The organism is Cohnella rhizosphaerae (assembly GCF_029525575.1).
Lineage (GTDB): Bacteria > Bacillota > Bacilli > Paenibacillales > Paenibacillaceae > Cohnella > Cohnella rhizosphaerae.
The window spans coordinates 380,872-406,826 of sequence record NZ_JAPDIA010000009.1 but is presented as its reverse complement, the minus strand read 5'-3'; the positions used below and the strand labels follow the sequence as shown (position 1 = coordinate 406,826).

Here is a 25,955-nt window from a genome sequence, read left to right as displayed (position 1 = left end):
CGCGAACGACTCGAAGCCGCTATCGAAGCCCTCGTCCGTCTCGATGCGAAAAGGCTCCCCCGCCCTCGTCCGAGGCGGCGATATAATCGATGCCTCGCCGACGGTCGAGCAGGCGCCGGATGACGCCGTCCCGCTCCCCCGAATTCGATCCGCAGCGCTTCGTTTTCCAATACGATCATCGCATCGCTTCCCCCCATTTTTCCTTTATTTCAAGCCGGAGATCTTGATGCCCGAGATGATATGCCGCTGGAAGATGAGGAACAGGACGATCGTCGGCAGCGCGGACAGCGCCGAGCCCGCCATCAGCATGCCCATCTCGGTCGCCCGTTCGGAGCGGAACGTGTACAGGTACTGCATGATCTGGAACAGATGCGGGTTGGTGATCGTCATCGTCGGCCAGACGAAGGAGTTCCAGTACGCCAGGTAAGAGCCGATCCCGACGATGACGAATACGGGGAACGACATCGGCAGGAACACGCCGGTGAAAATCCGGATCCGGCCGGCGCCGTCGATCAGGGCCGCTTCCTCGAGCGCGAGCGGAATATTCAAATAAAATTGCCGGATGAAAAACATATGCCCGGCCGAGGCCACGCCCGGCAGCACGAGCACGGCCAGCGTGTCGAGCATGCCCAGCTTGTTGACGACGATAAAGGACGTCAGCAGGATCGCCATGCCCGGGACGAACATCGTGGTGATGACGTACACCCAAAGGAGCCCTTTGAACTTGAAGTCCAGCCTCGCGAATACATAGGCCGCCAGCGCGTTGACGGCCAGGCTGAGCGCCGCGAACAGCACCGCGCCCCCCGAACGTCACGAGCATCGACTGGACGAACGTCCAATCGCCGAGGATATCGGTATAATTCTGCACGAGCCAGCGCTTCGGAAAAAACCGGAACGGCGTCGCCAGCACCTCGGATCGCTCCTTGAAGCCGGCGATCGCGACCCACAGCAGCGGGAACAAGGCGGCCAGCGTGACCAACGCGGAGATGACCGTGATGATCGTTTTTTGAGTTGCGGTCAGTGTTTTCATGCTTCGCTTCCTCCCTTTCTCGCGCCCGGCGCGGATTAACCGTCGATCGCTTTCTCGGAATTAAGCACCCGGAAGATGACGGCGGAGATGCTGCCCAGCACCACGAACAGCAGCAGAGAGGCGGCGATCGAATTGCCGACCATCACGTCGTTGCGGAAGTGGTTCAGGATATACAGGTTCGGCGTCACCGTCTCGCTGAGCGGACCGCCGTTCGTCATGACGAGCGACAGCTCGAACTGCGAGATCTGGGCGGTAAAGCCCGTCACGAGCAGGAAAAGGATGACGTTGCGCATGAGCGGGATCGTGATGTAGCGCATCTTGGCCCAGGTGCCGGCGCCTTCGAGCTCGGCGGCTTCGTAGTAGCTCTCCGGAATGTCGTGCAGGCCGGACAGCATAATGAGCGACGTGAGGCCGAAGCCGAGCCAGATCGCCGGCACCGCGATGCTCGGCAGCGCCGTGCGCACTTCGGCGAGCCAGGCGACGGGCTCGACGCCGAACCAGCCGAGAATATAGTTCGCCAGGCCGGCGGTATAGTCGTAGATAAAAACGAAAATGACGGATGCTACGATGCCGGATATGATCGTCGGAATGTAAATGGACGTCTTGACGAAGCCGGAAAAGCGAGGCGACAGGTTTTTGACGACGCTTGCGAACAAAAAGGACAAAATCAGCATCGCGGGCACGACCATCAGCGCGAACTTCAGGCCGGTCCAGACCGATTCGAGAAAAAGGTCGTCCGTGAGGACAAGATAATAATTGCGGAAGCCGACGAACTTGGACTCCTGGTAGAAGCTCCAGTCGTAGAAGCTGACGACGAGGGCGTAAAAAAAACGGAATGACGACGAAGATCGTCAGCAGGATCACGATCGGCGCGAGCAGCAGGTACGCGGTCTTGTTGTCCTGCTTGAATTTGGATACGGTATTCGATTTGGCCATCATTAATCACCGCCATGCTCGGGATGAGGGCGGCATCCGCCGGTCGGGTGGCGACCGCCGGATGCCGCCGTTCGTTAAGACGCGCGGGCAGCGAATCTTAAGACTTCGGGTTGGTGCCTGCGAGCTTGTTCTTGGCGACGAAGTCGTTGATATCCTTCTCCGCCTTGGCGATCGCCTTGTCGACGCTGGTGCCCTTCATCGCCGACTCGATGCCGGTGGATACGGCCATCGCGACATCCCACGGATAGATCGGCTCCGCCTTCGCGTACGGGATGATCTTCTCGGCGATGAGCGCGCGCCATTCGTCCTTGGAGGCGTCCGGATCGCTTTTCATCGCTTCGTCCACGGACTTGCGCGGAGAGAACTTGGAAAACTGCGCCGTCTTGAAGAAGTCGATCATGATGGCCGGATCGCCCGCCAGCAAATACTGGATGAAGCCGGCCGCTTCCTTCGGATGCTTCGCCTTGCCGTCGACGGCCAGCGTCCAGCCGCCGAGCGTCGCCGTCGGCTTCGTCTGATCGCCGTCGATCGAAGCCATCGGCGCGATGCCGACTTTGCCGACCATGTCCTTGTACGTGTTGCGCAGCTGCCCCATCGCCCAGGAGCCGTTGACCTGGATCGCGACCTTGCCTTCGCCGAAGCCCTTGATGTCCGTATAGCCGGCCAGCTGCTGCTTCGGCATCGCGCCGGACTGGTAGGCGTCCTGATAGAACTTGAAGAGCGCCTTGTAGCCGTCGTTGTTGATGTCCGCTTTGGACCAGTCGTCCGTCAGCGCCAGATGACCCGCGGCGTTATACTGCAAGCCCCAGCTCGACCAGCCCAGATCTCCCGCGTTCTGCGCGATGGAGAAGCCGAATACGCCCTTTTTGGTGAGCAGCTTCGCGTCCTCCAGCAGCTCCGCCCAGGTGGTCGGCGGCTTCTCCGGATCGAGCCCGGCCGCCTGGAACAGATCCTTGCGGTAGTACATGACGGTCGAAGGCTCGACCAGCTTCGGATACGCATAATACTTGCCGTCCACGGTGACGAAGTCTTTGACGTTGTCGTACAGGTCGTCGAAGACGGCCGGGTCCATCAGATCGTTAAGCGGCAAAATCTGGCCCGTCTTGGCGGAGGTCGCGATGTTGCCGTAGCTCAGCGTGCGAATCTCGGGCGCCTTGCCCGCAGCCTGGGCGGCCTTCATCTTCTGGTCCCAGGCGTCGCCCGGCACGATCGTCAGCTTGATCTGTACGTTATTTTGCGATTTGTTGTACGCGTCCACGTACTTCTTGAACCAGGCGTCTGTCGTGTCCTCGAACTTCTGCGCCCAGAAATCGATCGTCACCTTCTCGGCAGGCTCCGCGCTCTCGCTCGGAGAGGCGCTGGCGGAAGCGCTTGCTCCAGCGCTTGCAGAAGGGCTGTTGCCGCCCGAGGCGCTGGGGCTCGCGTTGCCGTCTCCGTTCGATCCGCCGCAGGCAGTCGCAGCCAGGGACAGCGTCAGAAGCGCGGAAGACAGGACCGTCAGGGATTTGAGCTTTTTGCCGTTTTGAAGTTGCATGGGTGAATCCTCCCTTTTATTTGTGTAAGGCTGCTATTTAAACGCAATTTGCGCTTAAACCGAAGGCGCTTTCATTTTTCCAGCGAAGCCTTGAACCAAAAAACATTGTACGGGTCCCACAGCGACAACGCAAAGTAGATCGTCTTTCCGTCCTGCGCGTTGTACCGGTCGTTCATGAACGGACCGTACAAGCCGGGCTGCTGCTCCTTCGTCACCAGGTCGAGCGGCTCGCCCCAAGGCCCCCAGGGCGACAGTCCTTCCCGCATGACGACGCCGCGCCCTTCCTTCAGATAGGTCATGAGCCACCGTTTCACGTACGGGTTCCACACGACGGACAGCTCGCCGACGGTGTCGTCCACGACCGTCTCCGCCTCGTTCATGTCCGCGCTCCAGCGCGGCTTTCCCTTGTCGTCCTTGCCCGTATAATAACGGTAGGCATCCTGCCGCTCGATGTCGGTCTCGGCGACCTTCATCAGCTTGACGCCGCCGAAGCGCCCTGCTGGGATGCACCAGAGGTAAATATCCGGCGTACCGTCTTCGTTTTTCACTTTGTAGGGACTCACTTGAACGAACGCGCTGTCCCCGGGCCACTTCGGCGCATCGAGCAGCGTCCAGTTCTGCGCGTCGTCCGTCGACTTCGCGATGCCGGCATAGCCCGCATCCCACTTGCCGGGGTCTCCCCAATGACTGACCGACATGTAATACAAATAAAGCGCGCCGTTCGCCTCGACGCCATGCGTCGGGATCTTGGTCATCTCATCATAGTCGATCTTCTTGGACGGCAACAGCTCCTTGGCGGTTCCAATTTCGTCCACGATCATGCCGTCGAGCGCGATGCCGTCCTCGGGCGTCTTGTCTGTCGTGTAGCCGATCGTATTGGACCGCCAGTAGCTCCCGCCTCCGCCGATCTGATCGGCCGGCCGTTCGCCGAACGTATCGCCGAAGACGAAGTACGTCCGATCGCGCGCGTTCATCATCGAGCCGAGATCGGTGCCGTAGACGGCGTAGCGATCCGTCTTGTTCGGCGACTCCGCCCCGGTGATCTGCCCCACCTGCGCAAGTCCCGAGATCCCCTTGAGCACGAAAGGCTCGCCGGAAACGCCCAGCATCGGATTCTCCTTCGCGCCGCCCGCGCAGCCGCTTGCCGCGAACAGAAGAATTGCCGCGGCTGCCGCGGCCAGGCCCGCTTTGGGCTTCACGCTACCACCTCCTTCAAAAAATAGGGACGACTCAAGGGTTCTGATGTCCGAAAATGCGCGACAGCGTGGCCGGGTTCATCGGCTTGAGATCCGGCAGCGGCAGGCGTCCCTGGACCTTGGGCAGCGCCGGGAACGATTGATGCGGCTCCGACTGGTACCAATAAGCGGTCGAGGACACGTCGTCGCTCCGATGGTTGTTGTGTCCGTGCTCGATCGTGACCTTGATGCTCCGGTCGAACATGATCGGATCGAGAATATGATAGCGGTACGTCGAGATTTTGCCGCTCCAGTTCGGACCGCCGCCCAGAATGATGCCGTGGTAAGGCGTGCATACCTCCTGCTGCGGACACCACGCGGTATTGAAGTAATCCTCCATGCCCGTGCCATGCAGCGTCGGCGGCCAAGGCTCGCCGTCGATGAAAATCATGTCGTCGCCTTCGCCGTACCAGTTCCACTCCCGCGTCTCGCGCAGGTTGTGGACGTTGAAGTTGCAGCCGACGTAGTGACCTTGGCCGACCGCGTCCAGGATGACGTAGTTGCCGTCGCCCGTCGTGTTTTTGCCGCCGAATTCGAACTCCGCGTTGTCCACGCCCTCATCGGGGATGCCGTCCGTCGGGCATTCGCGGCGCCACTGCGCATGGAAACGGAGTTCGTCCGCGGGCAGGCTGTCGTACGCCTCGTAGTCGACGTAGAAGTAAAATTTGATCGGCTGCTCCGCTTCGCTCTCGACGGCGATGCGCGCCCCCTGCGCGAACGGCATCCGGAAAAAGCTGTTGAACGCCTTGCCATCCTCTGGACTCATCATGAGCGCCGCCGACGTATAGTTTTTGGTGATGCCGTGGCCCATCCCGAAGAAGTCCCCGATCGGCGCCTCAACGCTCGGCTCGGTCTCCCCGTCCCAATACATGCGGAGCACGATCTTGCGGGGCAGGTACGCCTCTTCCGCGGGCGCGTCCGTCGCCATCGTCATCCAGATGTGGGTGATGGCGCCCGCGCCTGGAATGTCGCAGACGACCGCGTTGTCTCCCGGCCCGATCGAGAAGTAGTCCTTGTTTCCCCCCGGTGCGGTCATAGCTGGATTCGCGTTTTCTTTTTGCCGGTTCTCTGTTGGCTGAGAGAGGTCAAGCTTTGCTGCATTTCCATGGGTGAATGCGCTCCTTTATGTCTGGATTTCTTCTGCCCGGCTGTATTTCGGCGGATTTCGGCAATCGATTGCAGTCGGCGGGTAAAAAAAGGAGCGAGCGGCTGTGGGGCGGGCCGCGCAAGGCCAGGTTGCCGGATCGGCTAGCGGTCGGCTACGGGCTCGGCTTGCGCTCTTATAGCCCTTCGCACATCATCGATATAGGGGCTACCGCGCAAAAGTGCACGATAGAGATCCGCACCCGTTCGTCGCTCCGCCTACCGTGCAAAAGTGCACGATTTTGACCCGTAGCCTCCCGATTTCTCGCTGAAAGAGACGTGCTATCGCGCACTTTTGCACGATAGACCGCAAAAACGCTCCATACCCGCCTTGGATGGTGCACTTTTGCACGGTAGCTTTAGGCTGGTGTGTCGGGCGTGACGAGCGTCGGCGGCTGCATCGAGTACGGCTATCGTACAACCTACCGCTGTCGTCGCGACCATTGGTTCATTCGGTTAGCGGTTGGCTACCGTATCGAGTACAGCTAGCGTCGTTACTGCAACCGGCGCGGCCAGCGTCAGCTACCCTCGGGCGCGGCTAGCGTCTGCTACCCTCGAGCGCGGCCAGCGTCGGCTACCCTCGAGCGCGGCCAGCGTCGGCTGCCGCATCAGGCGCGGCTAGCGTCGGCTTGCCGCTTCTCGCTTCCCGCTTCCCCCCCATCCCGCAATCGATTGCAGTTTTGGCGAGAAAGCACATCCGTCAATGCGGATGGCTTTTTTAACGCCTTTAATCTTTTCATGACGCCGCTCTCGCGGCCGAAATAATCGTGCAGCTCCTTGTAGTCGCGGTATAGCTGCTCGTAAACTTCGACGCTCGCCGGGTTCGGCTTGAACGTCTCCTCGCGGATGCGGGCCATGCGGACCGCGGCCTCCGCGACCGAATCGAAGCCGCCCGCTTCGGCGCCTGCCGCGACCGCGCCGAACATCGCCGCGCCGAGCGCGGCCGTCTGCGTCGAATCCGCGATCCGGATCTCGCGGGCCGTCACGTCCGCATAGATCTGCATAAGCAGCCGGTTGCGCTGCGGCAGTCCGCCGCAGGCGTACAGCTCGTCGATGGCCACGCCGCCCGCTTCGAACGCCTCGATGATTCTGCGCGTGCCGAACGCGGTCGCCTCGAGCAGCGCGCGGTAGATCTCGGCCGGCTTCGTCGCCAGCGTCAGCCCGACGATAAGCCCCGTCAGATCCGCGTCCATCAGCACCGAGCGGTTGCCGTTCCACCAATCGAGCGCGAGCAATCCGCTCTCGCCGGGAAGGGCTGTGGCGGCCTGCCGCTCCAGCCACTGATGGACGCCCATGCCGGCGGACTCGGCCTCTTGCTTCACGTAGGCGGGCACCGCTTCTTCCACGTACCAGGCGAAAATGTCGCCCACGGCGGACTGTCCGGCTTCGTAGCCGTAGTACCCCGCCACGATGCCGTCCTCGACGACGCCGCTGACGCCTTCCGCCAATACTTCGTCTTGGGTCAGCAGCAGGTGGCAGGTCGACGTTCCCATCGTCAGCACGAGCTTGCCCGGCGTCACGACGCCGACGGCCGGCACCATCGCGTGCGCGTCGATATTGCCGACCGCGACCGCGGTGCCCGGCGCCAGTCCCATCGCCTCCGCCATCTCCGCCGACAGGCCGCCCGCCCTGGCGCCGAGCGGGAGGATCGGCCCTCTTAGCTTCGTATCGGGCAGGTCCGCGAGCCGGGGATCCAGCGCTTCGAGGAACGCCGCCGAGGGGAAGCCGTCCCGCTTGTGCCAGAGCGCCTTGTAGCCCGCCGTGCAGCTGTTCCTGGCAAGATTGCCCGTCATCTGCATGACGACCCAATCGGCCGCTTCCATGAACAGATCCGCGCTGTCGAATACGTCCGGCGCCTCGTCGAGAATTTGCCAGATTTTCGCCAGCATCCATTCGGAGGAGGTCCGGCCGCCGTAGCGGGCGAGGAACGCTTCGCCACGCGCCGACGCCGTCTCGTTGATCTTGTTCGCCTCGTCCTGCGCGGCATGGTGCTTCCACAGCTTCGTCCAGCTATGGGGATTGTCCCGCCATTCGGGTTTCAGACACAGCGGCGTGCCCGACGCGTCGAGCGGCATCATCGTACAGGCCGTAAAGTCGATGCCGATGCCAATCACGCTGTCTGCGCTCGCACCCGCTTCCCGCAGCACGGCGGGCACGGATTGTCGGAGCACCTCCATATAATCCTCGGGGTGCTGCAGCGCCCAGTCCGGCTCGAGCTTAAGCCCGGCGCCCGGCAGCGCCTCGTCGATCACGCCGTGACGGTAAGGCGTCACGTGCGTCGCGACTTCTTCGCCCGTCGCGATATCGACGAGCAGCGCCCGCCCCGATTCGGTGCCGTAGTCGACGCCGACCGCATACCGCTTGCTCATTTTCAAGCGCCCCCTTACTTGTAGAGCGGCCCGAGCGCCGCGCAAGCGCGATAATCCGCGCCGACCGGCTCGAGACCCCCCGAAAGCCGTCCAGTAGCTGGGCCGGAATACTTGATCGTCCGCGACGTTGTGCATGCTGACCGGAATCCGCAGCATCGAGGCCAGCGTGATCAGATCGGCGCCGACATGACCGTAGCTAATGGACGCGTGGTTGGAGCCCCAGTTGTTCATGACAGTATACACGTCCCTGAACAGCCCCTCGCCGGTCAGTCTCGGCACGAACCAGGTCGTCGGCCACGTCGGATTGCTCCGCTGGTCCAGCTTGTCGTGCACCTCGTCCGGCAGTTCGACCGTGAAGCCTTCGGCCAGCTGCAGCACCGGGCCTGCGCCTGCGACCAGGTTGACGCGGGCGATCGTGACGGGCATGCCGGCACGCGTCGTGAAGTCGGTCGAGAAGCCGCCGCCGCGGAAGAAGTCCACCGCCGGACACCATTCCGTCGCCTCCAGACAATCGCGCACCTCCTGGTCCGTAATCTCCCAGAACGGCTTCATGACCGGCTCGCCGTCGCGCGTCTGGCGTCCCGTGCCATCAAGCGCGGCAGGGCCCGAATTGATCAGGTGAATGACGCCGCCGGCAGCGGGGCCTTCCAGCTCGTAGCCAGTCACGCGCTTCACCGCTTCAGGGCTCCAGTACGTGCGCACGTCGGCGAAAATCTGCGCCGCGTTCGTGAGCAGGTGGCCGAAAAGCATCGTCACGGCGTTCAGCGTATCGTTTTCGGTAGCCAGCATGTACGGCTCGCGAATGCCGTTCCAGTCGAAGGAGGAAGACAGGATCGCCTCCATGAAGTCGCCGGTCGGGAAGTAGTCCGTCCAGGAGCGCTGCCCTTGGAAGCCGGCCGCGATCGCGTTGCGGCCGAGCGCTTCTTCGCCGAAGCCGAGCTCGGCGAGCCGCGGATTGCCGACCATCAGGTCGCGTGCGATCAGCGTCATTTTGACGACCGTCTCCCAGTCCTTCTCCTTCTGCTCCTCGGAGCGCTTGAGGTGCGCCGGATTGACGTCCGCGCCGGGGCGGCAATTCTCCTTGACCCAGGCGAGCGCCCGTTCGAACTCCTCTTTGTCGTAGATGCCAAGCTCCATCCGCTTGACGAACTCCGTCATGTCGGCGTATTCGTTGCGCAGACCGAGGTAGCGCTGGAAAAACGGCTCATCCACGATGCAGCCCGCGATGCCCATCGAGACGTTGCCCATCGACAGATACGACTTGCCCCGCATCGTCGCGACCGCAAGCCCCGCCTTCGCGAACCGCAGCAGCTTGGCCTGTACGTCCGGCGTAATCTCGGTATCTCCGATATCCTGAACGTCCTGTCCGTAGATGGAGAAGGCCGGCAGGCCCTTCTGATTGTGCGCGCCCAGCACCGCGGCCAGATACACCGCGCCCGGACGTTCCGTGCCGTTGAAGCCCCAGATCGCCTTCGGTCGCGTCGGATGGGTATCCATCGTCTCCGTCGGATAGCACCAGCTCGGCGTCACGGATATCGACAGGCCCACGTTTTCGCGCTCGAACTTCTCCTCCGTCCGCGCGGCCTCGGCCACGCCGCCGATGCAGGTGTCGGCGATGACGCATTCGACCGGCTGGCCGCCGCTATGGCGCAGATTTTCCGACAGAAATGCCGCCACGCTGCGCGCCATGTCCATCGTGACATCCTCAAGAGATTCCCGGATCCCGCCGCGCCTGCCGTCGACGATCGGACGAATGCCGATTTTCGGAAGGCTTCCCTGCAATCGATTGCAGTACGCTCCGCTTTGATTCATTTCCAAGCCCATCCTCTCATTCAATTGTATTAATCTCGTTGCGAAATATTTCTTGTATCGGCGCTTGCCCTTCCCCGTCCTTGCCGAGGCGCCGCAGGAGAATCTCTCCCGCCCGCTGGCCCATATCGTAGGGATGCTGGTCGATGTAATAGAGCTTAGGCGCCTTCAGCAGCGAGCCCGCTTCGACCTCCCCGAACGAGGCCACGGCGATATCGTCCGGAATGCGCAAGCCCTGGCGCACGATCTCGAGCAGCACGCCGAGACTCATGCGGTTATTGAGCGAGACGATGGCCGTCGGCTTCGGCTCGGCTTCGAGAAACGTGCGGACGGCCCGAATGCCGTCTTCGGTCGAGAAGTCTCCGTTGTAAACGATCGGTTCCCGCTCGATCTCGCGCTCCCGCATCGCCGCGATCACGCCTTCGTAGCGTTCGCGTCCCGTGCTGACTCTCGCCGGCCCGTTCACGACGCCGATGACGCGGTGCCCGTCTTCGAGCAGCCTGCTCATCAGACGCTTCGCGCCGTCCTCATTGTCCTCGGCGACCAGATCCAGATCCGCTTCTCCCGACAGCTTGCGGTCGATCAGCACGACCGGCAGACCGGATTCGGCGAGCGCGGATACCGTCTGCTCGTTGCCGCCGGCGGTCGCGAGCACGATCGCGTCGACGCGCTTTTCCTGAAGCAAGCCGAAGCAGTCTCGCTTCCTTGCCGGGATTCTCGTCCGAGCTGCAGAACATGAGCTGGAATCCGTCCCGGCCCACGACATCCTCGATCCCCCCGCGAGATGCCTGCGAAGTACGAGTTGGAAATATCGGGTACGATCACGCCGATCATATACGTCTTGTCTTGCTTGAGGCTGCGGGCGATGGCGCTCGGCTGATAGTTCAGCCGCTCCACCGCCGTCATCACGCGCGCGCGAATCTCGTCGCTCACGTACCCGCTATCGTTCAGCACCCTGGATACGGTCGCCGTCGATACGTCCGCTTCCGCCGCCACCTGCTTGATCGTTGCCTTCGGCACTGCCTTCACTCCTGCCGCTTGCTATGACTGTCAATGGAATCGTTTACGTAATCGATTACACACACATCGTAAAACAAATCGCAACCGTCGTCAAGCGGATTTTAACGAGGCTGTCGGATTTTAAAAAAAGCGCTTCGATACTCGTTACGGATGCCAGCCTAAGCCTGGAGCGAATACATCCCTGTCGATCCGAAAGCTGCGCCATCCGCAACGACTCTATTTTCCGACTGTATAAAAAGCCGACTGCGGCCTTTGGCTGGCGCATTCCTATTCAAGCGTAAATGACGGACTGGGTGGCCGTTATTGTTGGTCAAATCCCTGTTTGCAGCCCCTCCGCGGACACAGGGGCCGTTAGTTCGGAATCGCCGGCATTGTTTAGACTTGATCCGAGTAAATAACATCCGTCCAGTCCGCTACGACCCCCATCTGGACCGATTTTTACGAAATAGCGCCTCCTGAGTCCTGTGCCCAATGCCTGGTTCTTCAGTGATTCCTCCGTCCTTTTATACTTTTCTGAATCGTTAAAAAAGCTTGCCCGGCCTCACCTTTCTTTGAGGCGATGCGGACAAGCTTCGTTCACCGCCGCCCGTTGATCATCCGCAGCAGCGTCTTGCGGCCCGGACGGATCTCGTCCGCTTCGCGCAGCGACCGCGCGACCAGCTCGCCCTCGATGCCGAGCGCTTCCGGCAACGCCGGCCCGCCCGCAGTCCGCAGCAGCTCGCGGATGCGCGGCGCGTCGGGCAGCTCGCCAAGCCATCCCGCGACTTCTGGCAGCCGGTCGCCTAGCTGGGCGGCCAGCGCCGCGGCCGGACCCGAGGCGTCGGCCGCCGCGGCTTGCCCGAGCCAACGGCGGTAATGCTCGACAATGACGGCGCATGCCGCGCCGACCTTCGCCCCGTGGAGCACCTGCCGGCGACCTGTCCGCAGCAGCTCCATCTCCCAATAATGCGACAAATGATGCTCGGCGCCCGACGCGGAGTGCGACTGGCCGAAGATGAGCATCGCGAGTCCAGACACGATCAGCGCCCGCGTCAGCGTCTCGATGCCCGCCGGAGTCCGGGCGCCGATCGCTTCGACGCTCGCAACGCATTCATTAAGCGCCATAGCGGTCAGCTCGGCGACATAGGGGTCGTAGTCCTCGCCGCCGAGCGCATGTCCGACCTTCCAATCGAACAAGGACGTGTACTTGCCGAGCATGTCGCCGAAGCCGGCCGCAACCATCGCGCCCGGCGCCTGCACCAAAATGTCCGTATCCGCGAAAATCGCCGCAGGACCGATCGCGGGAACGGTAATCTTATCGCCGCGGATGAGCAGCGGCGCGCCCTTCGAGGTGAAGCCGTCGACCGACGGCGCCGTCGGCACCGAGACGAACGGCAAGCCTGCCGTATAGGCGGCATATCGCGTGATGTCGTGCAGTGTCCCCGCGCCGACTGCTATAGCGACGTCTGCTCCGTGCTGCTGTATGTCCAGCAGCGTCTGCACGATCGTCGCTTCGTCCGCCACGACGTCGCCCGCCGCGTTCGGCTTCACGAGCGTCGCCTCGGCGGCGATCCCCAGCTCGCGGAGCGCATCGGCCAGCTCGTCGCCGTTAGCGGCAGCCATCGTAAGGGGGTCGCCGACCAGCAGTGCCCGACGATGGCCTTTCTCCTTCAAGTAGGCCGGCAATCGCTCAGACGCACCAGGCGCTAGGACGATCTCGTCCGGAAATGCCACTTCGGACAAGCGAATGCCCCTAGTCTCGGCCCCATGCTTGACGAAAGCAACAATATCGGTATGTGAGTTCACGGTGCCGCCTCTCCTCCTCCAAATCCATCGAACTTCCTCCACCTAGTAAACGCCTATTCGCTCTTCGGCGCAAGCGCAAGCTTGCCTCACGGCCGGCCGACGTCCATGTACGATCTGAATTTCGGAAAATGAATCGTAAGCCGCGTGCCCGCACCCTGCTCGGAGCTGACGGACAGCCGGTGCCCGAGCTTGCGCGCCATCTGCCGCGCCAGGTAGAGGCCGAGGCCCGTGGACTTCGCATGGACGCGGCCGTTCGTTCCCGTGAAGCCTTTGTCGAAGACGCGGCCAAGCTCCTCGGGCGGAATGCCGATCCCGTCGTCCTCAATCCACAGCCGCTTTTCCGCCGCATCCTCGTCCCAGCCGACCGCGATTCTTCCTTGTTCCGGCGTATATTTAAGCGCGTTCGCCATAATCTGTTCGACGATGAAGGCCAGCCACTTGCCGTCGCTGTGCGCCCTGATTTCTCCTTCCTGTATGTCGAAGGCGATCCGTTTGTTGATGAACAGCTTGGCGTATTTGCGCACGCTCGCCTTGACGACCGTCTGCAGCGGCAGCTCGGCGATGAAGTAGTCTTTGGAAAAGGAATCGATGCGCGAAAAATACAACGCCTGCTCCACATAGCTGTCGATCTTGGCGATCTCGTCCTCCAGCTTGTCCGCGAGCGGCTCGGGCAGCGTCTCCTCTCGCTCGAGCAGCAGCCGCACGGCGGAGATCGGCAGCTTCACCTCGTGAATCCAGGACATGACGAAGTCCTGATGCTCGCGCATCTCGGCCCGCAGACTGCTCAGCCGTTCTTCGTGCTCGTCCTGCCGATGTCGGACGAAGGACAGCAGCCGCGCCTGACCCCGCGTCTGCGGCTTCGGCAGGTGATCGACCTTGACGTCCTTAACCTTCGTGCTTAGCTCGATCTCCCGGTAGAATCCTCTCCGGTACAGATAACCCGCGCAGGCATACGCGATCGTATAAACGATGCAGGCGGATGCAGCGTACAGGACGGTGCCCGAATCGACGCCGCTGACTGACATCATCAAGGCGGCGAATGCCGTCAAGCCTGTCGCGAACGCAAAAAAAAGGCACTTTGTCTCTGGCGTATTCCGCGAATGTCATGGCACCACGTACCCCTGCCCTTTGCGCGTCGCGATGAAGTCCTCCCGGCCCAGCTCCGCCAGCTTCCGCCGCAAGCGTCCGATATTGACGGTGAGCGTATTCTCGTCCACGAAGCTCTCGTCCTCCCAAAGCGCGCGCATGATCTTTGTTCGGCTGACGATGGCGCCTTTGTTCCGCATGAGCAGGCTCAGGATGGCGAACTCGGTCTTGGTCAGCTCGGCCCTACTGTCGCCTCGGACGACCGTCCCGTCCTTCAGGTCGAGCACGATGCCATCGTGCTCGATGACGCTGGGCTGCGCGTCCAGATAAGTATACGTCCGCCTGAGCAGCGCCTGGATCTTCGCGACAAGCACGTCCATATGAAACGGCTTCTGCACGAAGTCGTCCCCGCCCATATTCATGGACATGACCATGTCCATCGGCGTGTCCCGCGAGGAAAGGAAGAGAATGGGCACCTTCGACACCTCCCGGATCCGACCGCACCAGTAGAAGCCGTCGAACGAGGGCAGGTTGATGTCCATGAGCACCAAATGCGGCGCTTCCCGGACGAACGCCGCCAGCACCTGGCCGAAATCTTCCGCGAGACAGGTCTTGAAGCCCCACTTGCCGAGCGCTTCCGCGATCAACTCCCTGATCGTAGGATCGTCCTCGACGATCATGATTTTCATGCTCATACCGTGCCTCCCCCTGGCCGCTCGCCTTTTCGCTTGAGTCATTCATACCATCCCCGCCTGTCCCGCGCAACACGCCGTATGTGACAATATTGTTAGTTTGCGCGCCCCGGCTGTTCGGTTGAACGCATAACGGTTCCTGTACAATAAGTATCGCAGGCCTGACGCTCTTGAACGACCGAGATGGAGGAATCGACGATGAAAACGATCGTGGAAGCGAGAAATGTGCAAAAAACGTACGGCGCGAGAGGCAATCTGTTCACGGCGCTGCAGCGGATCGACCTGACCGTCGCGGAAGGCGAGTTCGTCGGCATCATGGGGCCGTCCGGCTCGGGCAAATCGACGCTGCTCAACCTGCTGTCGACGATCGACAGACCTACCGCGGGCGAGATCGAAGTGGACGGCGTCAGCATTTTAAATATGGATGAGGCTCGGATGTCGGCATTCCGCAGAGATCGGCTGGGCTTTATTTTCCAGGATTTCAATCTGCTCGATACGCTGACGGTCCGGGAAAACATCGTTCTGCCGCTGGCGCTGGCTCGCGCCAATATCAAGGAGCTCGAATGCCGCGCGATCGAGATCGCCGAGCGCTTCGGCATTCGGGACATTCTGGACAAGTACCCGTACCAGATCTCCGGCGGGCAAAAGCAGCGCACGGCGGCCTCCCGCGCCATCGTGGCGAAGCCGAGCCTCGTCCTGGCCGACGAACCGACCGGCGCGCTAGATTCGAAGTCCGCAACGGACCTGCTCGAGTGCCTGCAGGAGCTCAACCTGCGCGAACGCGCAACCATCCTCATGGTTACGCACGATCCGTTCGCGGCCAGCTATTGCTCCCGCGTGCTGTTCATCAAGGACGGCAGCGTCTTCACCGAGATCGGCAGAGGCGAGACGGCGCGGTCGCTATTTTTCAAAAAAAATCATGGACGCGCTGTCGGTCCTCAGCAGCGGCGCGCCGGTCGTCGAATGATCCGCCGCCCGATTGCGGAAAGGAGAGGCTCGCCATGACGCCATGGGATTTAGCCAAGAAAAACATGAAAGGCAACGCCCGGAACTACGGGATTTATTTCTTGTCGATGCTGATCAGCGTCGTCATCTACTTCACGTTCGTCAGCCTTCAATACAACAAGGACATCGAAGCGGGGATGGCCTCTTCGCAAAACCTGCGCACCGTATTCATGGGCTCGTCGTTCGTACTGGCTTTGTTCGCCGCCGTATTCATCGGCTACTCCAACGCCTTCTTCACGCGCAACCGCAAAAAAGGAAATCGGACTGTATGCGCTGCTCGGCGTGCGCCGCAAGACGATCGGACGCATGTTGCTCTACGAAAACCTGATCCTGAGCGCCGTCGTGCTGGCCGCAGGCATCGGGGTCGGCACGCTGCTGTCCAAGCTGTTCGGCATGATTCTGGTTCGGCTGCTCGGGATGGGCGCGTCGACGTCCGTCGGCTTGGGGCTCTCGCTCGAGGCCGCGGGGAATACGATCGCCGTGTTCGCACTGATCGTCCTGGCAACCTCGCTCCACAGTTACCGGATTATCTATAAGTTCTCGCTGATCGAGCTGTTCAGAGCGGATAAACAGGGCGAGCCGGCGCCCCGCGTCTCGGTATGGGCCGCGCTCGCAGCAGCGCTACTGATCGCAGGAGGCTATGTCTCGGCGCTTCAGGAGATTCATACGACCGAGCAGTTCGCATTGAATATGGGCATCGCGCTCGTCTGCATCCTGCTCGGCACCTGGCTGCTGTTCCGCGCGGCCGTGCCGGCGCTGCTCGCCGCCTGGCGCAGCAACAAATCCCGTTATTACCGGGGCACCGCCATGATCGGGGTATCGCAGCTGTTGTTCCGCGTGCGCAGCCATGTCCGTACCTTTTCGATGATCGCGCTGCTAAGCGGCATCACACTCGGCATTTTCAGCATCGTGTACATCCAATACTACTTCGCAGAACGCAGCACCACCGAGAGCCGGCCGTTCAGCTACGAGCATGCGTCCGTCGATCCCGCGTTCGACGAAGCCGTCAGACATGTCATCGACGCAGACAAGGGCCACCCGGTCGTCTCGCATCTCTCGATTCCCGTCGTCGAGCTGGACGCGAGCCTGACCAACCTGCGCGATATTCCGATACACTACTATTCGTTCGCCGAGCCAGGGAAGACGGTATCGATCCTGTCCGCGAGCGCCTATAATGAGGCGTCCAAGGCGCTCGGGAGGCGCGAGACGGTCCGGCTGGCCGCAGGAGAAGCGGCAGCGATCCGTCCGATGCTGGACGATCAAACCTATGCGGAATATGCCGGGCAATCGCTTGAACTGCGCATGGAAGACGAGAATAGAGCGCTGCCCTTTGTGGCCTTGCTGGAAGGCCGTGTGTTGAGCTGGCGGTTCCCCGATTTGTTCGCGGTCGTGGACGACGTCACCTGGTCAGAGCTCGCGAAGACAGCCGCGCCTACCGTATTCGAGGTCTACAGGGTCGAAGGCCAGGAAAAGGCCGGCGTGACCGCGGACCGGCTAAACGCGCTGGCCGCGGACCGTGAAGACGTCCGCCTGAGCACCTTCTACGCGGAATACAAGCGCACGCAGGAAGAGTCGGGACTGTTCCTTTTTATCGTCGGCTTCCTCGGTCTCGTCTTCCTCGCGGCCACGGGCAGCATGATCTACTTCAAGCAAATGACGGAGGCGCAAGCCGACATCGGGCGGTACGCGGTGCTGCGCAAGCTCGGTGTCAGCCGCCGGGAGCTCCGACGGACGATCGCCTGGCAGACGCTGTTCGTCTTCGTTATGCCGCTCGCGGTAGGCACCGCGCACGGCTACGTAATCATGAAGGTGTTCACGGCCGGACTCGTCGGCATGAACTTCACGATCCCGATCCTGCTGTCGATGGGCGCTTATATCGCGGTGTACTCCGTTTATTATGCGGTATGCGTCTATTCGAACGACCGGATGCTGAATCCGGCGTGAATTAAAGGCGCTTCACTTCGCCCGGCCCGACACGGACTGGCTGTCCGTCCGCTTCGAGCCACACCTCGCGTGCGGACGGATTGTGCACGATCGAGCAGTCCGCGGAAAAACGCAGCCGGTCGATCGCCTGCTTGTACGCGACGATCTCGGCATTGGTCGCCTTCCATACGTCGTCCGCGCCGGCGAGCATCTCGCCGACGGCATCGACGAGATCCCAGTTGTCGTCCGAATCGAACTCGTAGCTGTGCCCCCACACGTAAAGCAGCGACATTCTGCCGAAGCGATCCCGGCGGCTCAGAAAGTCCTCCGTTCGTTCGACCATCTGCTTGTGGTGACAGGTCGGATGCCAGCGCAAAAAATCCGCGGGCAGCTCGAAGCCGCCGTGGCTCTTCGTCGTGCGGGCGTATTCGATGCCAAAGGCGGGCAGCGCCGCGACGACCCGATCGTCGTACGTGCCGAACGGATAGCTCATGCCGCGAACGGGATACCCGGTCAAGCGCTCCAGCGCCATGCGGTCCTGCCAGATCTCCCCGGCCAACGCGTCGGTCGGATACAGGTCCAGGAACGGATGGTTGATCGTATGGGCCGACACTTCATGCCCCGTGAAAAGGCCGGCGACCTCATCGGAACCGATATAGCCATCCAAGCCAAGCTTGCCTGCGTTCAGGTGAAAGGTCCCCTTGAGGCCATACCGGTTCATCGTCTCGACCAGCCTGCGGTCCTGCGTCCTGCCGTCGTCGAAGCTGAACGTGACAGCCTTGCGCCGGCCTCCCGGAAAACACTTGAATTGAACGCTCACGCGCTCCATCTCCTTTGCGCCATTAACGGCTTTAATCCTTCACCGCCTTAATATATAAGCGCATGAATCTGCATGTCAAACGGTTTGCCCGCCCGTTAACCGCCCGCGAGCAAACGGCCGATCTGTTCCTCCGCGAACAGTTCGCTTAAGGCGAACGAGATGCACGGCAGCTTGTCAGACACGACGTGGTCTTCGCCTTCGAACAGCTCGGTCAGCGCGAGCCGATCCCCTTCCTGCTCATAGCGATCCAGCGTGCGGGCGTCGGGATCGAGGATCCAATACTCTTGCATGCCATGCTTCCCGTAGATGTCCAGCTTGCGAACCTTATCCCTGTGCCTGGAGCCCGGCGACAACACCTCCACGACGAGATCGGGCGCGCCTTCGATACCGCGCATCGTCATGATGCCGGTCCGGCTCCGGTGGATGAAGATGACGTCCGGCTGTGCGACATTCCGCGGGCTTAAGATGACGTCGAGCGGGGCGGTTAAAATAAAATAATCAGAGCCGCAGCTTTGCGTCGTGAGATAGGTCAGCTTGGCGCCGAGCATCTGATGCACGAGCGACGGACCCGACATCAGCTCAAGCGCTCCGTCCAGCACCTCGTAACGCTGTCCGTCCTCCGGCAGCTCCGCGTAAATGTCGTACGTCACGCGCTTTTCTCTGATCGCCGCTTCCCATTCCTTTTTTTTATCCATGGCAAGTCTCCTCCTTAGCAAAAAAAGCCCCGTCAAAGCGACACGTAACGTGTTCGGCTCTGACGGGGCGCTTCCCCGCGTTCATTCTGCATTTATTATGGACAAGACTGGATAATCTGTCAACGAGTTTTTATGCGGTTATCCCGCGGCTATTGTTAGCGCTGAATCGGTTCGATCAGGTAGACGCCGCGCTCTGCGCCTGAATCTTCAGACGCCCCGGCCTCTTCCTCGCGAACGCGCCAACCGAACGACAATACGGACGCAAGCCGCGCTTTCTCGTCGGCAGTGAGCGAAACGCGGACCGCCTCGGCTCCCGCTTCCAGCAGCAGCTCCGGTTCAAGGCCAAGCGCGACCCCGATCCAGCTATGGATGCCGCGCACCGTGTTGTACTTGATCCGATAGCCTTGTTTGACGGCTGTCTCGAACGTCTCGGACTCCTCCGCCGCGAACGCGGAGAGCGCCTCGTACTTGAATTGGAACGGACTCTCGTCGACCGGCAGCTCGCCCGACCGGACGCGCGCGATCAGCTCCTCGTTCGTCCATCCTATCGCCCTTAAAGATTCCAACAGCAATGCGTCCCATTGAGACAGCTTCGCCTGATTCGTCGTGCTCATGCTCATCCGCTCCTTTAATGATGCTATGATGATGCTGTGAAAAGCTCGGCTCGCTTTATTCGCATCCGCGCAGCAAGCCGCGCTTTCCGCGCCTACAGCGCGCGCTATCGCGGCTTGCGCGATCTGCCGCTTGCTATGTTGCTTGCCGGGAAAATGCTGTAATGCTGTAGAGTAACTTTGCCCTTACTGCAACATTTCGACCATACCGCGAGATTGGAGAGTAACTTTTTGCCCGTACACCACCGTTTAGACCGGTCCGCGAGGATGTAGAGTAACTTTTTGCCTTTACACCACCGTTTAGACCGGTTCGCGAGGCTGTAGAGTAACTTTTTGCCCGTACAACACCGTTTAGACCGGTCCGCGAGGCTGTAGAGTAACTTTTTGCCTTTACACCACCGTTTAGACCGGTCCGCGAAGCTGTAGAGTAACTTTTTGCCTTTACACCACCGTTTAGACCGGTCCGTTAGACTGTAGAGTAACTTTTTGCCTTTACACCACCGTTATCGTATCACGAGGCTGCAACCGCGCTTTTTCGCTTGCACGCGCATTCCTTCGCCTTGCCAAGCTCCCTCGCCGGTCAGCGATTCACGGAATCGCGGCAAAATGCCCCGGCCCCACCTCGCGCAGCGGGGCGCCTTCGCCGGTCCATGCCGCCCGGTCCCAGGCGATCCGCTTGGACGCGGCCCGCGGGTCCGGCACCGGGATCGCCGACAGCAGCGCTTGCGTGTACGGGTGCAGCGGATTTTCGTACAGCTCGTCGCTATCCGCGACTTCGACGAGACGTCCGGCATACATGACGCCGATCCGGTCGGAGATGTGCCGGACCATCGACAGGTCGTGCGCGATGAACAGGTACGTCAGGCCGAATTCGGCCTGCAGATCTTCAAGCATGTTGACGACCTGCGCCTGCACCGACACGTCGAGCGCGGAGATCGGCTCGTCGCAGACGACGAACTCCGGCCGGACCGAGAGCGCGCGCGCGATCGAGAGCCGCTGCCGCTGCCCGCCGCTGAATTCGTGCGGGTAACGGGTCAGATGCGCCGTCTTGAGCCCGACTTTCACCAGCAGGTCCGCGACCGCCTCCTTGCGGGCGCTGCCGGCATGGACGCCGTGAATGTCCATCGGCTCGCCGATCAGCTCGAGCACGTTCATGCCCGGATTCAGCGACGAGTACGGGTCCTGGAAAATGCTCTGGATTCGCCGCCGAAACGGCCGAAGCGCTTTGTCGTCCAACGCGGACAGGGGCTGACCATCGTAGAGAACCTCGCCCTCCGTATAATCGTACAGCCGCAGCAGGCAGCGCCCTACCGTCGACTTGCCGCTGCCCGACTCACCGACGAGGCCGAACGTCTCGCCCTTGCGAATGCCGAAGCTCACGCCGTCGACCGCCTTCAGCACCTGCGTCGTTCTGCCCCAGACATCCTTGTCCTTGGCGAAATGCTTTTTGAGCCCCCCGAACGTCGACGAGCGTCTTGGCCGCCTTATCCATCCGAATCCCTCCCCGCGTTCTCGCCGGCGCCGTTCTCCGCGATACCTGCTCCGCCGGCACGCTCATCATCGATTGCGGCTCCGTCCGCATTCGGCTTGTTCCCGCTCGATTCGCCTTCCGCCGCCGCATGCTCCGCATCGTGCAGCCAGCACAGCGCGCGGTGACCGTCGCCGAGCTCGAACAACGGCGGCCGCTCCGCGCATTTGCCGAAAGCGTGCGGGCAGCGCTCGATGAACGGACAGCCCAGCGGCGGATCCAGCAGATCCGGCGGCGTGCCCTCGATCGGCACCAGCCGCTCGCGCGTGCCGCCTCCGCGCTTCGGCACCGATTTGAGCAGCCCTTGCGTGTACGGATGGCCCGGGCGGTAGAAGATATCTTCCACGGTCCCTTCCTCCATCACCATGCCGCCGTACATGACGATGACCCGCGTGCACACCTGGGCGACCACGCCGAGATCGTGCGTGATCAGCACGACGCCCATGTTCGACTTCGCCTTGATATCCTTCAGCAGATCGAGGATCTGCGCCTGAATCGTCACGTCGAGCGCCGTCGTCGGTTCGTCCGCGAGCAGCAGCTCCGGCTCGCAGGAGAGCGCCATCGCGATCATGACCCGCTGCCGCATGCCGCCGCTGAACTCGTGCGGATATTGCTCCAGCCGGCGTTCGGGTTCGGCGATGCCGACCTCGCGCAGCTTGGCGGCCGCCTCCTGCCTCGCGGCCTCTTTGCCGAGCCCGCGGTGCCTGCGGATGACTTCGATCATCTGCGCGCCGATCTTTTTCACCGGATTAAGCGCCGTCATCGGATCCTGGAATACCATCGCGATCCGATTGCCCCGAAGCTTGCGCCAGCGGCTGTCCGACCAGCCCAGCAGACGCTCGCCGCGGTAGCGGATGTCCCCGCCGATCACGCGGCCCGGCGGACCGATCAGACCGAGCGCCGCCTTCGCCGTCACGCTTTTGCCGCTGCCGGACTCGCCGACGATCCCCACCGTCTCCCCCCGCGTCGACGTGAAGGCTCACGCCCCGCACCGCCTGATTCTCTCCGCTCCGGGAGTAGAACGACACGCGAAGATCCTCCATTTCTAGCAGCCGTTCCGTCATGTCCCGTTCCCTCCTTTTACATTGGATGATGTCTAGCATTTCACTGCATCGCTATGCCAAGTTCCTATTGCAGCTCCATACGGACCCAGCATCCGCTATTTCACTTTTGGTCGACCAAATTCAGCCCATCGCGGACTCAGGATCACTAGCGTTGCATAAACGCTGACGTACATTAATCATTTCCCTCAAAAAGTTTCTTAGCGTAAAATTTTACATCCCCTTTTCGCTCCACTTTCCAAAAAGAGAAGAGGTGAGATAAAGTAGGTTGCGAAATCCAAAAATTGGGTTTTATCGTCTTTTTCTTTTCGACGGCTTCGTTAGCGCCACATCGCAGTGTTGCGGCTGTAACGGCGGAGCTGGTGTTTTACGAGCTTGGCGACCTTTGGTCCTTCCTCTTGGCACCTTGCTTGCGGCTTCCAGGAAGCCACGCCAACTTCGAAACGCATAGACACGTATCAGCCGCAACAGTTGCCACGGTGTTTGGTTCGCCTTGGTTTGCATCTTCAGCAGAAAGATCAAGCTATACGCAATCATGGCCAGCAAGATGTGGTTCCAAACCGCTTGCGGCTTGTAGCTGTAGAGCTTGGCGAACTTCAGATGCTGCTTCATCCAGCGAAAGAAAAGCTCAACCTGCCATCGCTGCCGGTATAAATCTGCGATTTCCCGAGCGGATAAATCAAACCGGGAAGTTGCGATTCGGTACAAGCGTCCCTTTTCATCACGAAACTCGACGAGCCGCACGGGATGCTCCATCCATCGAAAAGTGCCGCCCAGATAGACAATGGCATCCCGGCAGAGTCCCGGATCACTTGCATCGGTCGGATACGCTTCGAGCACTTGTTTAACCAAGTGGTGCGTGTTGATCCGCAGAACAAAGTGGCAATCTCGTTCGAGCCACTGATCCATCCGTTTGTAGGAGACGTAGCCACGATCCAGCAGGTAAGTGGCATCGGGATCGACGACAAGCAGATCCGAGCCCTCATAGTCGCTTACATTGCCCGTCGACGGTACAATGCGATCTGGGAAGCAGTTCCCATCCGGCAAAATGGCTAGGCGTGTGTGCACCTTAACGCCGCTGCGGCTTCGAGTCACATAGGTCCAGTCGGCCAATTGCTGCGGCAACCGCAGGTTGGTTGAATCGACAGCGTAGAGCTTAGCCGAAGGCCATTTCTTTTGCCGCACCGTGTGGTGATGAATACGGGAAAGCAAGGCATGAAAGAGGGCCTCAAGCACGCAGCTGAGAAAATCGTCGATGCGCCGGCAAAGTTGAGAAGCTGAGATTGCACAACCAAATTCCTGCTGCAGCAAAGGGTCCGCCGCGATTTCCAGCTCGATTCGGCGAAGCGAGTCCCACCCGCAGATTTGGGCAGCGATAAACACTTTAAGCAAGTTCGCACATCGGAGTTTGCGAACGCGATAATCCAAACAGGGAGCCGAGAAATCGGCCAGTGGCAACATAGACAAGCATTGACGCATTGTTGTAGAATCCGTTACACTCAAGGACGCAGGTCTCCTTTGTATTGGTGTACGGATTGCAACCTACACACCTCTACAATAGGAGATTTTTTCATGCCTATCCACGAAAAAGTAACACGGAATGGAAAATATAGTAATTAATTGGAGCTAAATTTAATGCGTTAGTTTTAATGCAACGCTAGTGACTCAGGATACGCTATTTGCTCCAAACGTAACGAATTGTGTGTACAAATCCGCGTTTAACGGCTCTACAGTCCGCCAATCGCGAGAAAGCGGCATTTTCGACAAAATAACGGATCGTGTGTCCGAAACTTGGCCTTGTCCTGCCTTCTACCACGCCTTCGCCCGCGCCTTACCCTGTACCCCGCCCTACCGCTTCACCAGCTTCGGCTCGAAGCCGACGCGCAGGATGTCGCCCAGCACGTTGAAGCTGAGCACCGTGAGCAGGATGAACAAGCCGGGGAACAACGCCAGATAAGGCGCCTGCGCGATCAGGCCCTGCGCGTTGTTCAGCATGCTGCCCCATGTCGCGTTCGGCGCCTGGACGCCGAAGCCGAGAAAGCTGAGCGACGACTCCATCATGATCGCGGACGCGATATTGTTCGTCGCCCCGACGATGACGACCGGCATCAGATTGGGCAGGATGTGTCTGCGGACGATGCCGAAGGTACCTTGGCCCGACGCGCGCGCGTACAGCACGTACTCCCGCTCCTTGAGCGACATCGTCTCCGCCCGGACGATCCGGGCCATGTTCATCCACATGAGGAGCGAGATGATGACGATCAGATTGCCGACGCTGGGCTTCAGGAATACGCTCAGCAGCAGCAGGATAAGAAAAGACGGGATCGACATGACGACTTCGACGAGCCGCATGAGCAGGTTGTCGATCCATCCGCCGAAATAGCCGCTTACGACCCCGACGACGACGCCGATGCCCGTCGCGAGGATCATCGACGCAAAGCCGACGGTCAGCGAGACGCGGCCGCCGTACAGCGCTCTCGTGAAGTAGTCGCGCCCGTAGTCGTCCGTCCCGAACCAATGCGCGCCGCTCGGCGGCTTCAGGCGCTCGAGCGCGTTCAAGGCGTTCGGGTCGTGCGGGGACAAGAAAGCCAGCGCGGCCGCAACCGTAAATAGGATAAGAATAACGATGCCTGCGATGCCGAATGCGCTCGAACGCAGCTCCTCCGCGACGCTTCGCCATTTGCTCCGGTTCATAGGTTCACCTCTTCGAATTGATTCTGGGGTCCGCTGCGCCGTACAGCAGATCCGCGGCCAGATTGCCCAGGATGAGCATCATGGAGGAGAACAGCGTAATGCCCATGATGACGGGATAATCCATGCCCCGGACCGCCGTCATGCCGAGCGAGCCGATGCCCGGCCAGGAGAACACCGTCTCCGTCACGATGGCGCCCGCGACCAGCTCGCCCATCGACATGCCGAGCAGCGTGATGATCGGCAGCAGCACGTGCTTCAGCACATGGCGCACCAGCACGATGCGCTTGGTCGAGCCGTACGCATATTGAATTTGCACGTAATCCTCGCGCAGCTGGCCGATCGTGCTGGATCGGATGTATCGGACGTAGATCGCGAGAAAGCTGAACGCGAGCACGACGCAAGGCATGATGCCGTGCTTCAGCACGTCGAGGGCGCTATGGACGCCGATCGTGCGCATGCCCATGCTCGGGAGCCAGTGCAGGTGGATGGAGAAATAGTAAATCAGCAAAATGGCGAGCCAGAACAGCGGGACCGAGATACCGACGTAGGCGACCAGGTTGACGAGCTTGTCGATCCAGCGCCCGCGGTTCGCGCCGGCCAGCAGGCCGAGCGGAATCGCCAACAGCACGGCGAGCGCAAGCGCGGCGCCCATCAGCCCTGCAGTCGCCGGCAAGCGGTCCAGAATCTGGTCCATGACCGGCTGGTGATTGACGAGCGAGTAGCCGAGATTGCCGGTCACCGCTTCCTTGATCCACAAAAAAGTACTGGATATAGGCCGGCTTGTCCAAGCCGAGATTGTGGCGAATCCGCGCGATGTCCTCCGCGTGCATGTTCGGCGTGACGAACGACAGCACCGGATCGCCCGGCGCCAGCTTGATCATCGCGAAGCAGACGATCGAGACGAATATCAGCAGCGGTATCGTCTGCAAGAGCCTTCTAATTAAGAGTTGTCTCATTCGGTACGCTCCCCCGGGACGGA

The 25,955-nt window shown here is 60.9% G+C and carries 16 protein-coding genes and 6 pseudogenes; 2 read left to right on the top strand and 20 right to left on the bottom strand.

Annotation, left to right across the window (positions count from 1 at the left end; all coding sequences use genetic code 11):
- Window positions 1-204 precede the first annotated feature (204 nt).
- From OMP40_RS36125 to OMP40_RS36070, 11 genes and pseudogenes are all read right to left on the bottom strand, one after another.
- Entirely contained in the window at window positions 205-795 is a 591-nt protein-coding gene (locus tag OMP40_RS36125) for a carbohydrate ABC transporter permease (RefSeq protein ID WP_277538764.1), read from the bottom strand.
- Between the two features lie 270 nt (window positions 796-1,065).
- Window positions 1,066-1,719 (bottom strand): carbohydrate ABC transporter permease, encoded by a 654-nt coding sequence (locus OMP40_RS36120; RefSeq protein ID WP_277538762.1) that lies wholly within the window; start codon window positions 1,717-1,719, stop codon window positions 1,066-1,068.
- A 344-nt stretch (window positions 1,720-2,063) separates the two neighbouring features.
- Entirely contained in the window at window positions 2,064-3,500 is a 1,437-nt protein-coding gene (locus OMP40_RS36115) for an ABC transporter substrate-binding protein (protein ID WP_277538759.1), read from the bottom strand.
- A 71-nt stretch (window positions 3,501-3,571) separates the two neighbouring features.
- Window positions 3,572-4,699 (bottom strand): DUF4185 domain-containing protein, encoded by a 1,128-nt coding sequence (locus OMP40_RS36110; protein WP_277538755.1) that lies wholly within the window; start codon window positions 4,697-4,699, stop codon window positions 3,572-3,574.
- A gap of 31 nt (window positions 4,700-4,730) precedes the next feature.
- A complete protein-coding gene (locus OMP40_RS36105; protein WP_277538753.1) occupies window positions 4,731-5,771 on the bottom strand; it encodes a glycoside hydrolase family 172 protein in 1,041 nt (346 codons plus the stop codon).
- A gap of 820 nt (window positions 5,772-6,591) precedes the next feature.
- Window positions 6,592-8,247: pseudogene (locus tag OMP40_RS36100) on the bottom strand (ribulokinase); the annotation flags it as partial.
- 14 nt (window positions 8,248-8,261) lie between these two features.
- Window positions 8,262-10,059 (bottom strand): annotated as a pseudogene (locus OMP40_RS36095) (L-fucose isomerase).
- A 16-nt stretch (window positions 10,060-10,075) separates the two neighbouring features.
- Window positions 10,076-11,076: pseudogene (locus OMP40_RS36090) on the bottom strand (LacI family DNA-binding transcriptional regulator).
- Between the two features lie 576 nt (window positions 11,077-11,652).
- Entirely contained in the window at window positions 11,653-12,861 is a 1,209-nt protein-coding gene (locus tag OMP40_RS36080) for a sn-glycerol-1-phosphate dehydrogenase (protein ID WP_277538749.1), read from the bottom strand.
- 86 nt (window positions 12,862-12,947) lie between these two features.
- Window positions 12,948-13,889, bottom strand: a complete 942-nt coding sequence (locus tag OMP40_RS36075) for a sensor histidine kinase (RefSeq protein WP_277539721.1) — start codon at window positions 13,887-13,889, stop codon at window positions 12,948-12,950.
- A 75-nt stretch (window positions 13,890-13,964) separates the two neighbouring features.
- The gene (locus OMP40_RS36070; RefSeq protein ID WP_277539720.1) at window positions 13,965-14,636 is read right to left on the bottom strand and encodes a response regulator transcription factor; all 672 of its coding nucleotides are present in this window, start codon (window positions 14,634-14,636) and stop codon (window positions 13,965-13,967) included.
- A 201-nt stretch (window positions 14,637-14,837) separates the two neighbouring features.
- Here OMP40_RS36070 and OMP40_RS36065 point away from each other — a divergent pair, with 201 nt between their 5' ends.
- Entirely contained in the window at window positions 14,838-15,644 is an 807-nt protein-coding gene (locus OMP40_RS36065) for an ABC transporter ATP-binding protein (protein ID WP_277538747.1), read from the top strand.
- An 11-nt stretch (window positions 15,645-15,655) separates the two neighbouring features.
- Here the strand turns inward: OMP40_RS36065 and OMP40_RS36060 are convergent, their stop codons facing one another.
- Entirely contained in the window at window positions 15,656-15,952 is a 297-nt protein-coding gene (locus tag OMP40_RS36060; protein WP_277538745.1) for a hypothetical protein, read from the bottom strand.
- Between OMP40_RS36060 and OMP40_RS36055 the strand changes: the two genes are divergently transcribed.
- On the top strand, window positions 15,951-17,588 hold the full coding sequence (locus tag OMP40_RS36055) for an ABC transporter permease (protein ID WP_277538744.1): 1,638 nt from the start codon (window positions 15,951-15,953) through the stop codon (window positions 17,586-17,588). The two genes, OMP40_RS36060 and OMP40_RS36055, sit on opposite strands and share 2 nt — an antisense overlap.
- Window position 17,589: 1 nt before the next feature.
- Here the strand turns inward: OMP40_RS36055 and OMP40_RS36050 are convergent, their stop codons facing one another.
- The 8 genes and pseudogenes from OMP40_RS36050 to OMP40_RS36015 form a co-directional block, all read right to left on the bottom strand.
- Entirely contained in the window at window positions 17,590-18,396 is an 807-nt protein-coding gene (locus OMP40_RS36050) for a polysaccharide deacetylase family protein (protein ID WP_277538742.1), read from the bottom strand.
- A gap of 86 nt (window positions 18,397-18,482) precedes the next feature.
- Window positions 18,483-19,082 carry a Uma2 family endonuclease gene (locus tag OMP40_RS36045; RefSeq protein ID WP_277538740.1) on the bottom strand — a complete coding sequence of 200 codons (600 nt, stop codon included), beginning with the start codon at window positions 19,080-19,082 and terminating at the stop codon, window positions 18,483-18,485.
- 155 nt (window positions 19,083-19,237) lie between these two features.
- Entirely contained in the window at window positions 19,238-19,696 is a 459-nt protein-coding gene (locus OMP40_RS36040; protein ID WP_277538738.1) for a hypothetical protein, read from the bottom strand.
- Window positions 19,697-20,281: 585 nt separating this feature from the next.
- Window positions 20,282-21,185 (bottom strand): annotated as a pseudogene (locus OMP40_RS36035) (ABC transporter ATP-binding protein).
- Window positions 21,186-21,303: 118 nt separating this feature from the next.
- Window positions 21,304-22,285, bottom strand: a pseudogene (locus OMP40_RS36030) (ABC transporter ATP-binding protein); the annotation flags it as partial.
- Between the two features lie 288 nt (window positions 22,286-22,573).
- Window positions 22,574-23,743 (bottom strand): IS4 family transposase, encoded by a 1,170-nt coding sequence (locus OMP40_RS36025; RefSeq protein WP_277539719.1) that lies wholly within the window; start codon window positions 23,741-23,743, stop codon window positions 22,574-22,576.
- A 387-nt stretch (window positions 23,744-24,130) separates the two neighbouring features.
- The gene (locus tag OMP40_RS36020; RefSeq protein WP_277538736.1) at window positions 24,131-24,976 is read right to left on the bottom strand and encodes an ABC transporter permease; all 846 of its coding nucleotides are present in this window, start codon (window positions 24,974-24,976) and stop codon (window positions 24,131-24,133) included.
- 4 nt (window positions 24,977-24,980) lie between these two features.
- Window positions 24,981-25,932 (bottom strand): annotated as a pseudogene (locus OMP40_RS36015) (ABC transporter permease).
- Between the last annotated feature and the right edge of the window lie 23 nt (window positions 25,933-25,955).

Bases quoted from the DNA above. Each gene is read 5' to 3' on its own strand.
- OMP40_RS36045 (WP_277538740.1), bottom strand. From the start codon at position 19,082: ATGGATAAAAAAAAGGAATGGGAAGCGGCGATCAGAGAAAAGCGCGTG.
- OMP40_RS36065 (WP_277538747.1), top strand. From the start codon at position 14,838: ATGAAAACGATCGTGGAAGCGAGAAATGTGCAAAAAACGTACGGCGCG.
- OMP40_RS36075 (WP_277539721.1), bottom strand. From the start codon at position 13,889: ATGATGTCAGTCAGCGGCGTCGATTCGGGCACCGTCCTGTACGCTGCA.
- OMP40_RS36115 (WP_277538759.1), bottom strand. From the start codon at position 3,500: ATGCAACTTCAAAACGGCAAAAAGCTCAAATCCCTGACGGTCCTGTCT.
- OMP40_RS36105 (WP_277538753.1), bottom strand. From the start codon at position 5,771: ATGACCGCACCGGGGGGAAACAAGGACTACTTCTCGATCGGGCCGGGA.
- OMP40_RS36050 (WP_277538742.1), bottom strand. From the start codon at position 18,396: ATGGAGCGCGTGAGCGTTCAATTCAAGTGTTTTCCGGGAGGCCGGCGC.
- OMP40_RS36070 (WP_277539720.1), bottom strand. From the start codon at position 14,636: ATGAAAATCATGATCGTCGAGGACGATCCTACGATCAGGGAGTTGATC.
- OMP40_RS36060 (WP_277538745.1), bottom strand. From the start codon at position 15,952: ATGCGTCCGATCGTCTTGCGGCGCACGCCGAGCAGCGCATACAGTCCG.
- OMP40_RS36120 (WP_277538762.1), bottom strand. From the start codon at position 1,719: ATGGTCGTGCCCGCGATGCTGATTTTGTCCTTTTTGTTCGCAAGCGTC.
- OMP40_RS36020 (WP_277538736.1), bottom strand. From the start codon at position 24,976: ATGAACCGGAGCAAATGGCGAAGCGTCGCGGAGGAGCTGCGTTCGAGC.
- OMP40_RS36025 (WP_277539719.1), bottom strand. From the start codon at position 23,743: ATGTTGCCACTGGCCGATTTCTCGGCTCCCTGTTTGGATTATCGCGTT.
- OMP40_RS36040 (WP_277538738.1), bottom strand. From the start codon at position 19,696: ATGAGCACGACGAATCAGGCGAAGCTGTCTCAATGGGACGCATTGCTG.
- OMP40_RS36055 (WP_277538744.1), top strand. From the start codon at position 15,951: ATGTTGCTCTACGAAAACCTGATCCTGAGCGCCGTCGTGCTGGCCGCA.